Source organism: Chitinophaga cymbidii (genome assembly GCF_007992715.1).
GTDB lineage: Bacteria > Bacteroidota > Bacteroidia > Chitinophagales > Chitinophagaceae > Chitinophaga > Chitinophaga cymbidii.
The window spans coordinates 176,467-185,718 of sequence record NZ_BKAU01000003.1 but is presented as its reverse complement, the minus strand read 5'-3'; the positions used below and the strand labels follow the sequence as shown (position 1 = coordinate 185,718).

The window sequence follows — 9,252 nt, the reverse complement described above, 5'->3', positions numbered from 1 at the left end:
AGTTGCTGCTTAAACAATCGCAGCAATTCTCCCGGATTAAACCGGCAATTTTTCAGGAAAATTCAAACACTATGTCAAGACAAATCTACAATAGGAACATCAAAATTAACGGAATTGATCTCTTCTACCGGGAGGCCGGAGATAGAAAAAATCCATCTTTACTGCTCCTGCATGGATTTCCGACTTCATCGATAGCTTTCAAAAACCTGATGATTGCCATGTCCGACCAGTACCACCTTATCGCGCCGGATTATCCGGGTTTTGGCTTTAGCCAGTTTCCTGTACCGGATGATTTTGAATATACATTCGGGAACATATCTGCTTTAATGAACAAACTGACCGAAGCAATAGATCTGGATAAATTCTTTATTTATCTCCATGATTATGGTTCACCGATCGGGTTGCAATTATGCGTGAATCACCCCGAAAAAATTGCGGGCCTCATTGTGCAGAGCGGCAACGCATACCGGGAAGGCATGGGTCCGGAATGGGATGAATATATTGAATATTGGTACAACCCAAGACCTGAAAAAAAGAAAGAGCTTATTAAATTCCTGAGCGCGGAAGGGATAAAAAATCAGTATTTCGGCGGGCTTCCGGCGGATGTATTATCCAGGGTCAGTCCCGAATTGTGGATGGTTGACTGGGAGCTTTTGAGGCGGCCGGGTAATATTGAAAAGCAGTTTGAGCTGAATTGTGATTTCAAAACGCACCTGGAAATGTTTCCCGTTTACCAGGAGTATTTCCGTAGTCACCAACCACCGGCGCTTGTCATTTGGGGGGAATATGAAATATTTTTTTCGGTGAAAGAAGCTCCCTGTTATAAACGGGACTTGCCCGAAGCACAAATCCATATCCTGGACGGAGGGCACGATGTGCTGGACACGCATTTTGATGAAGTATTGACACTGATAAGAAATTTTATAGCTGATCATTCACCTCGCTCTTCTCAACATGGGGCGTAAAACAGGCGAGCTGCCGGATTGAATTTCGCCGATAACCTCAAAGCCGTGCCGCAGATAGAGTGAAATATTTCTGGGGTTGGAAGATTCAAGATATGCGATCGACCCGTCACGGTCAACGGCCCTGAGCGCTTCGGTCATCAGCGCAGCGCCTATCCCCGCCCCCTGATGTACCGGATCAACACCGATCATCGGCAAGTACCAGTGCGGTTCTGTTGGATGGAATTTTTCCATCTGCTCAAAAATTCCCTGCATATCCTCTTTTATGCTACCGTCTGTGTTCTCATTGAACAGCCTTGTCAGGGTTTCTTCATCGGACCTGGCGCCGGGCTGCAGCCATAGGGCGACGCCGGTGAAGCCACTGGCAATGTAAGCCGTGCCCTTCCCAAAGGCGCTTCCTCCAAAAGCCTTCGCTATCGGAGAGAAAGTTGCCAGATATTTTTCGGAGTCCGGCAGGGACCACCGGGCCATCGGATCAACGCTGAAAGCCAAGGTTAATACGCTGATGGCGCGGGCTTCATCCATTGCTGTAGCTGTTTTTATGATCATAACAACACAAGCTTTACCAAATAACAATTAATCCTGTGCGTCTGTTCAATCCGGCAACCTTTAGCTTTATTCGCCTAATTATCGTACCTTTGCATAGATCAGCTTGCCCGCTCTTGCGTTCTCTGACTAAGTACGGATATTTCTTCTCTCCGTCCAGCTTTCCAGCCGGGCAGCTTCGAGCTATTCAGCCATCGGGATGATGGCCGGTAAGCGACCAGATAAATAAATACAATAACCGACCTTATGAATCAGTTTCTTAATATAGATGAAATTGATTATTGCCAGATGTTATGCGGGTCATAGGGTAAAAACAAAAAAATGGGAGATTCTTTTTCAAAGAAAGAACAGAAAAACAAGAAGGCGAAAGCCAAACAAGAGAAAGCAGAAAAGATGAGAGAGCGGAAAGCCAACAAAGATAAAGGCAAGACGCTCGAAGACATGCTGGCCTATGTTGATGAGAACGGGAACCTGAGTTCGGTTCCGGTTGATCCGGGTCAGCGGCAGGAAGTTTCGCTGAGCGACATTCAGCTGGGCGCAGCCGCCCGCCTGCCGGAAGAAACGACGAGAACCGGTACCATTACCTTCTTCAACCAGTCGAAAGGATACGGTTTTATTAAAGACGACAAATCCGGCACCAGCGTTTTCTTCCATCTCAACGAATTACAGCAGCCCGTGCAGGAGAAAGACGCAGTAACGTTTGAATGGGAAAGAACCCCCAAGGGCTACAGCGCATTAAACGTAAGTAAGGCGGGCACTGCCAAATAACGCTGCCGCGTCTTTACAATATCAAAGGCTACCTGAAAGCAAAGTGTGGAGAGCACATTTTCTTTCAGGTAGCCTTTTGCGTCTGGAGAAGCCCGGCGGCGGAAACTGGATTTTTTCTCCGCCGCTAAAATATTCCGCTGCCTGATTCGTCAACAAACTCATATGAAGAAATTAGCCAGGGTAACACTAAAATTCCTAAAAGTATCACTTGCTATATTTTTATTACTGACAATCACAGCGTTAATATATATGAGACATCCGCAATTCGGGAAAAAACCTTCCGGGAAGAGATTAGAATTGATGAGCCAATCCCCTCATTATAAGGACGGGAAGTTCCAGAACGTCCACATGACCCCGCAACTTTCAGAGGGATATAGCATGAGAGGCGTTTTATATGACTTTATATTCAAAAAGAAATTGCGTTTACGGCCGGTAGATTCCCTGCCTTCTGTGAAGACCGATCTGCTGGCCCTGCCGCCTGACAAGGATGTGCTGGTATGGTTTGGCCATTCATCCTACTTTATACAGACAGGTGGAAAGCATATACTGGTAGATCCTGTGCTTTCAGGCAGCGCATCGCCGCTGCCGGGAGGTACAAAAGCATTCAGGGGAGCGGACATTTATACAGCAGATGATTTCCCGGCCATTGATTACCTGTTTATCTCGCACGACCACTATGATCATCTCGATTACAAGACCATGCTGGCGTTGAAAGGAAAAGTAGGTAAAGTGATCTGTGGACTGGGCGTAGGCGCGCACCTGGAAAGGTGGGGCTACACACCGGAAATGATCGTTGAAAAAGACTGGTGGCAGGACGTGGAGCTGGAAGACGGCTTCATAGTACACACGGCGCCCGCCCGTCACTTCTCCGGCAGAAGCTTTTCCAGGAATAATACGCTGTGGCAGTCCTACGTACTGGAAACGCCCGGTATGAAGATCTATATAGGAGGCGACAGCGGTTATGATACCCATTTCGCGGAGATCGGGGAGAAATTCGGTCCTGTAGACCTGGCCATTCTTGAAAACGGGCAGTACGACCTGGCCTGGAAATATATTCATATGCAGCCGGAAGAAGTATTACAGGCTGCAAAAGACCTGAAGGCGAAGCGGCTGCTGCCTGTACACTCTTCCAAGTTTACATTGGGAAATCATGCCTGGGATGAACCGTTACGAAGAATAAAGACCATTGCAGACATCCCGCTGGCGACACCGATGATCGGCCAGGTGGTGGACCTGCGCGATGACGGGCAGGTGTTCAGGGAATGGTGGAAGGATGTGAATTAAAAAGCGGTTATGATTGATTTACCGAAATAGCATCACCAATAAAACATTATTCCGCCTGCTGCTGCTTCAGCAATTCGTTGCCCGCCTGCCTGTTCTTCAGCAACCGGATATACTTCAGCGCAAGACGGTTGTTATATTCCTCGTAAGCTTTCTGCGACCATTTGATCGCCAGGTCCAGCTCCCCGTTAATCTCACAGATGATGGCCATATTGTAGCATGCCCTGCCGGCCACGGTGCTGCTGGGGTTCGTGGTCTCTTTCTTCCATAGCTCGGCGGCGCCGTCCCAGTTGCCGGTTTGCGCTTTACGCCGGGCTGTTCTGAAATTGTCAGTGCCTTTCACATAGTAATCCCTGGTTACCCTTGTCCGGTAGGGAATAATTCGCATGGCATAATGTTGCCCCGCTTGTTCGCTCACTTCCTTTACCGCCTCTTTGCGGTTGATCAGTGCGCCGGCGGCGGCTACCGGGTTGATACCCCTGCCGGAGAAAGTAAGGTCCCTGACAAGCGGAAATTCATCCAGGATATTCCTGCTGGCGGGATCATAGATCCGCCAGCCTGTTTTCACGCTGGTAAGCATGCTGGCCTGGTGCTCTATGCCCGGTACATTGCCCAGCGGTGTTTTCAAAGCAACCGGTATAGTGGCATAGCTGATCTTCGAATCGGTGTCAAAAAGCTCCAGCGAGAAGAGGGCGTCCACATGATGTTCCCGGCATATTTCGTCCACAGTTTCCCAGGAGAGCGGCGCAGAGAAAAGCCCCGGCGCATTGGTGGTCAGATCCAGCCCGCCCAGCGCTTTTACATCGCTGAACCGGTCGTTCTTCAGCAATTCGCCGGTAAGCCCGCTCACGCTGCTTTCTGCCCCTTCCTTGTCAAGCTGCACCCCTTCCAGGCTGAATATCTTGTCAACCACATCTACTGCCTTATGCTGTGAGGTGACGGAGGTCCTGTTCAGGACACCGGGACTTTTAATATAGGCCGGTATGGTCACAGGCGCCGGGTTCAACACATTAATGTAAACCAGCTCGGTAGATTTGCAGGAACTGCAGGTGACCGCTGCCAGCGTAATGAAAAGCAGGTTTTTCAGGCATGTTCTTGTAGGCATAGGATATAGTAATTGTCCCTCGTTTAATTAGTGCTCGCCCTAAGTTACATATAATAAATTTCATATACAACTATTACTTCGCTGTAAAATTGCGGTCATCCTTCAGGTGAGCCCTGAATGCCTTCGGAGATCATTATTACACGTTTCATTGTATCATCATCGTTGTAATACAACCGCTCAATGCATACCGAGCGATGGTAGCTGTCGCCATTCACCAACGCCCCATTGTGATAAAAGAAATAGCTTCTTCCCTTAAAGTCCAGCATACATGGGCGATTGGTCTGGCAATTACCGGCGATTTCATTTAAGATCCCTTTAAACATCCACGGGCCATGGATACTCCGGCTCATAGCATAGGCCACCTTCTCCGGCATTCCATATCCGTATGACAAATAATACCAGCCATTTCGCTTGTGAAGGTGCGAGCCTTCCTCAAAACCGGGAAGATCAACAGCTTGTATTTCTCCATCCAGGCTAACCAGGTCGTGGGCAAGCCTGGCATAATAGCATTGCTTATTTCCCCAGAAGATATATGCCGCGCCATCATCATCAATGAGAACTGAAGGGTCCAGATTGGCTTTTTCATTAGTGTTGCTGTCCGGCAACATATCCATAGTAATGAGAGCGGTGCCCCTGGCATCGATAAAGCCATCTGCAGGTCGTGTAGAAACAGCTACACCGATCGATGTCCCTCCCATCACTGCGTCTTTCACAGCAACATACCAATAGAATTTTCCTGCATGGTGGACCATCTTTGTTGCATATGCACCGCCGGAGGACCATTGAAAGTCTTTTGCCGTTAAAGGAACAGCATGCTCCGTCCAGCGTTTCAAATCAGTGGAGGAAAAGCAAAGCCATTCCTCCATGACATAGTCAGTCATGCCAATCGGCGCCTGATCGTGCCCTGTATATAAGTAGACGATGTCCTCAAAGAGGACAGCAGTAGGATCTGCAGTGAACTTGTGTTTGATGATGGGGTTTGCTGGATTCAGGTTAATATGGGGAGTCATGTTACAGGATTGAAATGTGAAAAATTGCAATTTCACAAAAACCGCGCCTTTGCGATCTGGAATAGATTTTGTGCGCGGTATTCCGTATATGCGTACACAAGGTCTCCACATACAGATCCTGGCGGCGCCCTCTATATTGGGGCTCCGCACGAATGGTGTGCAGTACCTGGCAGCTGCCCTGCTCAAAGCCGGCCTCGGCCGGCAGCTGCAGCCCGAACACCCGGTGCAGCACCTGGCTACCCTCAACGCGCTGTACAGTGATAAAAGAGACCCCGATACCCACTGCCTCAACCCGGTGCCGCTGCGCGATTTCTCTATAGAACTGGGAAAAGCCGTCAATCTACTGCTGGATAAAGACCGCTTCCCGCTGGTATTGGGCGGCGATTGCAGCATCCTGCTGGGTATCATGTCAGGTCTCAAAGCCCGTGGTAAATATGGGCTGATCTTTATCGACGCGCATGCCGACTTCTACGAACCCGAAAAATCCGTGACCGGCGAAGTGGCGGATATGGACCTGGCGATCGTTACCGGCCGGGGACCGGATATACTTACCAATATCAACAATGCAAAACCCTATGTGCAGGATGACCACGTGATCCATATCGGTCAGCGGGACTGGGAGGAAACAAAAAAATACGGCTCGCAGGATATCCGCGAAACCAATATCATCCGTTATGACCTGGAAAACATAGACAGGGAGGGAATAGAACAAGTTACAGCTGCTGCAATAGCAGACCTTGATCCCGGCCTGGATGGCTACTGGATGCATTTTGACACCGACGTACTGGCTGATGAACTGAACCCCGCAGTAGAATATCACCTGCCCGGCGGCCTTGATTTTGAACAGTCGGAATATTTTATCAGCCAGCTTCTACGCACGGGCAGGATCATAGGTTTTGATGTTACTATCTTCAATCCCCGCTTTGATACTACCGGGCAGATCGCCCAAAATATAAGCAATACCATTGTTCGGGCCTTTCGCTCCAGTTGAAGAAAGCACTTGTGATACTGTAAAGTGGCTGGCCAATTGACGTATGAAAATCTATTTTGGTGTATTCAAATACTGCACAAAACACCACATTTACTATTTCAAACACTGCCTTTACTGTTTTATGGTTTTAAGTTTGCTATTATTGCGACAAGTTTGATGAAAATTAAACTAAAACCATGAAAAAGATCATCTTTACATTTCTCAGCTTTATTGTCGCACTACCTACGGTAAATGCACAAAAAGGCATCAACTTTTCCCACACGTACCCAGCTGGAGGAAAATTACTCATGACTGTTGATAGTTCAGCAAAAAATGTCTATTATGACAATAAATTTCCCAATCAACCCAATACCTCCTTTAGTTATTTACCGGAGGTCAACAATGTAAGTATCCAAATTTACTTTAGAAAGAAAGATAGTGTACAACACTATCGATACACAATTTTAGCTGATAATAAACCAATAGTAGTAAATAAACCGATCAACGAAGAGCTGCTAAAGGATGTTGACAGGCCAGACGAAGTATTCCGCTCTACAACACTTGGTATTTTCCCTATAAAAGGCAAAACTATTACAACAATAATCTACAGCATCGAAAACCCTCTTGATATTGAGAAATCTGTTTTTTACGGGAAGCCTATTCCAAGAGCGGAAATCAAGGCTTTTGCAAAACGTTTCGCAACTGACAAAGGCGTTGGCTACATCCATTTAACAGAGCCAAAAGAAAGAGGAAACATTATTTTCACCAAAAAAGACGACGAGCTAACCATTGTTAAAGACAGATCAGAAATTGATTATCTCTACTACATCTCCATAAAAGACAAGCAAACAAATAAAATAATTTTCGAATCGACCAGTTGGTTATATGGTGGTTACGTTGAAGAGCATAAGTTTTTACCTTACGTAAAGATTGACAAAGCCGTTTTCAAAAAATCGGGGAATTATGAAATTATTATTCAGCCATTGATTAAATGGAATACTTCGCCGCCAAAAGATATAGAAAAATACATAACCAGACATACGCTTTCTATCACTTTAGAGCAGGAGAACTATACCAAAAATGAACTTTTGAAATATGCACTTATCGTAGCATTTTCTATTGGATTAGTCTTCCTTGTTATCCTTTACTTCACCAAAAAAAGAAACAAAAAAAAGCTGACGGAACAAGAGCAGCAAAAAAACACCGCCAGGCTCCAACTAAATTCGATCCGTTCCCAATTAAACCCTCATTTTCTATTTAATGCACTCTCCGGCATTCAAAATTTAATGAACAAAAACGAAATAGATAATGCCAATAAATACCTTTCTAAATTCGCCCGGTTAACCCGTAACGTACTTGATGATAAAGAACTGATCAGTTTGTCACAAGAAAAAAATTTATTAGACGATTACCTGCAAATGGAGCAATTGCGGTTTGGTTTTAAGTACGAAATCAACTACTCCAAAAACCTGGATAACGTAGAAATACCAAGTATGCTACTACAGCCATTTGTAGAAAACGCGGTAAAGCACGGCATATCGCAAAAAGCTGCCGCTGGAAAAATTATCATTGAATTTATTAAGCAGGCAAATAATTTGGTCTTAACTGTTTCCGATAATGGAAATGGATTTGACACGGAAAAAAAGTACAATGGTTTAGGTCTTCAATTAAGTGACAGTAGAATAGCGCTATTAAATAAAATTCATAAAGGAAATCGCTTTACCTTAGCTATACAATCAACCGCCAACGGCACTAAAATATGTTTAACATTAACGGATTGGCTATAATATGATGAGAGCAGTTTTAATAGATGACGAAATTTCCAACCTGGAAAACTTACGGGCTTTGCTGGAAAAGCACTGTCCGCAGGTAACTGTAATCGCCACAGCGCAAAATGTAAGTGATGCGGTTGATGCTATTGAAAAGTATCTGCCTGATTTAGTATTTCTGGATATTCAAATGGGCGACAAAACAGGTTTTGATGTACTAAAACTGCTGCCATCTCGTAATTTCGAAGTTGTTTTTGTTACCGCTTACGACCAATATGGAATACAAGCTGTAAAATTTGCCGCCTTAGATTATCTTTTAAAACCTATCGATATTGAAGAATTGATCAATTCGGTAAATAAAGCCGGGTATAAACTGGCAACACAAATACAAACTTCGCAGCTCGACTTTTTACTGCAACAACTAAAAAAGCCGGAAACAAACGTTCGCAAGATTGCCCTACAGATGCAAGGCGAAATAAGGTATGTTATTTTGTCAGAAATCGTACGTTGTGAAGCAGACAATACTTATACTCACTTCTTCCTTTCGAGTGGTGAAAAAATATTGGTTTCTAAATCGCTTAAAGAATATGCAGATTTACTACATCCCAACGGATTTTTAAGAACTCACCAAAGCCACTTGGTAAATCCAAAATACGTGAAAAGCTGGTTAAAAGAAGACGGCGGTATTCTACTCTTAATTTCTGGTGAAAAAATACCCATTTCCAAGCCCAACAGAGACACTGTAAAACAAGCCTTGCAGCTGCTCTAATTTAATTCAGATTCGGTTAATAGGGGCCTGAATTTCTTCATTTTTTGATATTGAAGTACCAAATACTGTGAG

At 45.3% G+C, this 9,252-nt stretch carries 9 protein-coding genes; 6 read left to right on the top strand and 3 right to left on the bottom strand.

Annotated features, from left to right (window positions below):
* The first annotated feature begins 71 nt into the window (after positions 1-71).
* The gene (locus CCY01nite_RS16360; RefSeq protein WP_146864049.1) at positions 72-965 is read left to right on the top strand and encodes an alpha/beta fold hydrolase; all 894 of its coding nucleotides are present in this window, start codon (positions 72-74) and stop codon (positions 963-965) included.
* On the opposite strand, the gene CCY01nite_RS16355 is transcribed toward CCY01nite_RS16360, so the two are convergent.
* Positions 936-1,511, bottom strand: a complete 576-nt coding sequence (locus tag CCY01nite_RS16355) for a GNAT family N-acetyltransferase (RefSeq protein WP_146864045.1) — start codon at positions 1,509-1,511, stop codon at positions 936-938. The genes CCY01nite_RS16360 and CCY01nite_RS16355 overlap by 30 nt on opposite strands.
* A 318-nt stretch (positions 1,512-1,829) precedes the next feature.
* Between CCY01nite_RS16355 and CCY01nite_RS16350 the strand changes: the two genes are divergently transcribed.
* Both CCY01nite_RS16350 and CCY01nite_RS16345 read left to right on the top strand, forming a co-directional pair.
* Positions 1,830-2,276, top strand: coding sequence for a cold shock domain-containing protein (locus CCY01nite_RS16350; RefSeq protein WP_146864042.1), 447 nt, complete (start codon positions 1,830-1,832; stop codon positions 2,274-2,276).
* A 249-nt stretch (positions 2,277-2,525) separates the two neighbouring features.
* Positions 2,526-3,560: an MBL fold metallo-hydrolase gene (locus CCY01nite_RS16345; RefSeq protein WP_246129960.1), complete on the top strand. Its 1,035-nt coding sequence runs from the start codon at positions 2,526-2,528 to the stop codon at positions 3,558-3,560.
* 46 nt (positions 3,561-3,606) lie between these two features.
* On the opposite strand, the gene CCY01nite_RS16340 is transcribed toward CCY01nite_RS16345, so the two are convergent.
* Entirely contained in the window at positions 3,607-4,662 is a 1,056-nt protein-coding gene (locus CCY01nite_RS16340; protein ID WP_246129959.1) for a DUF6340 family protein, read from the bottom strand.
* A gap of 95 nt (positions 4,663-4,757) precedes the next feature.
* Positions 4,758-5,672: a glycoside hydrolase family 43 protein gene (locus CCY01nite_RS16335; protein ID WP_146864036.1), complete on the bottom strand. Its 915-nt coding sequence runs from the start codon at positions 5,670-5,672 to the stop codon at positions 4,758-4,760.
* 49 nt (positions 5,673-5,721) lie between these two features.
* Between CCY01nite_RS16335 and CCY01nite_RS16330 the strand changes: the two genes are divergently transcribed.
* The 3 genes from CCY01nite_RS16330 (at position 5,722) to CCY01nite_RS16320 (ending at position 9,180) form a co-directional block, all read left to right on the top strand.
* Positions 5,722-6,663 carry an arginase family protein gene (locus tag CCY01nite_RS16330; protein ID WP_146864033.1) on the top strand — a complete coding sequence of 314 codons (942 nt, stop codon included), beginning with the start codon at positions 5,722-5,724 and terminating at the stop codon, positions 6,661-6,663.
* A 176-nt stretch (positions 6,664-6,839) separates the two neighbouring features.
* Positions 6,840-8,429 (top strand): sensor histidine kinase, encoded by a 1,590-nt coding sequence (locus tag CCY01nite_RS16325; RefSeq protein WP_146864030.1) that lies wholly within the window; start codon positions 6,840-6,842, stop codon positions 8,427-8,429.
* Position 8,430: 1 nt separating this feature from the next.
* Positions 8,431-9,180, top strand: coding sequence for a LytR/AlgR family response regulator transcription factor (locus CCY01nite_RS16320; RefSeq protein ID WP_246129958.1), 750 nt, complete (start codon positions 8,431-8,433; stop codon positions 9,178-9,180).
* The last annotated feature ends 72 nt before the right edge of the window (positions 9,181-9,252 follow it).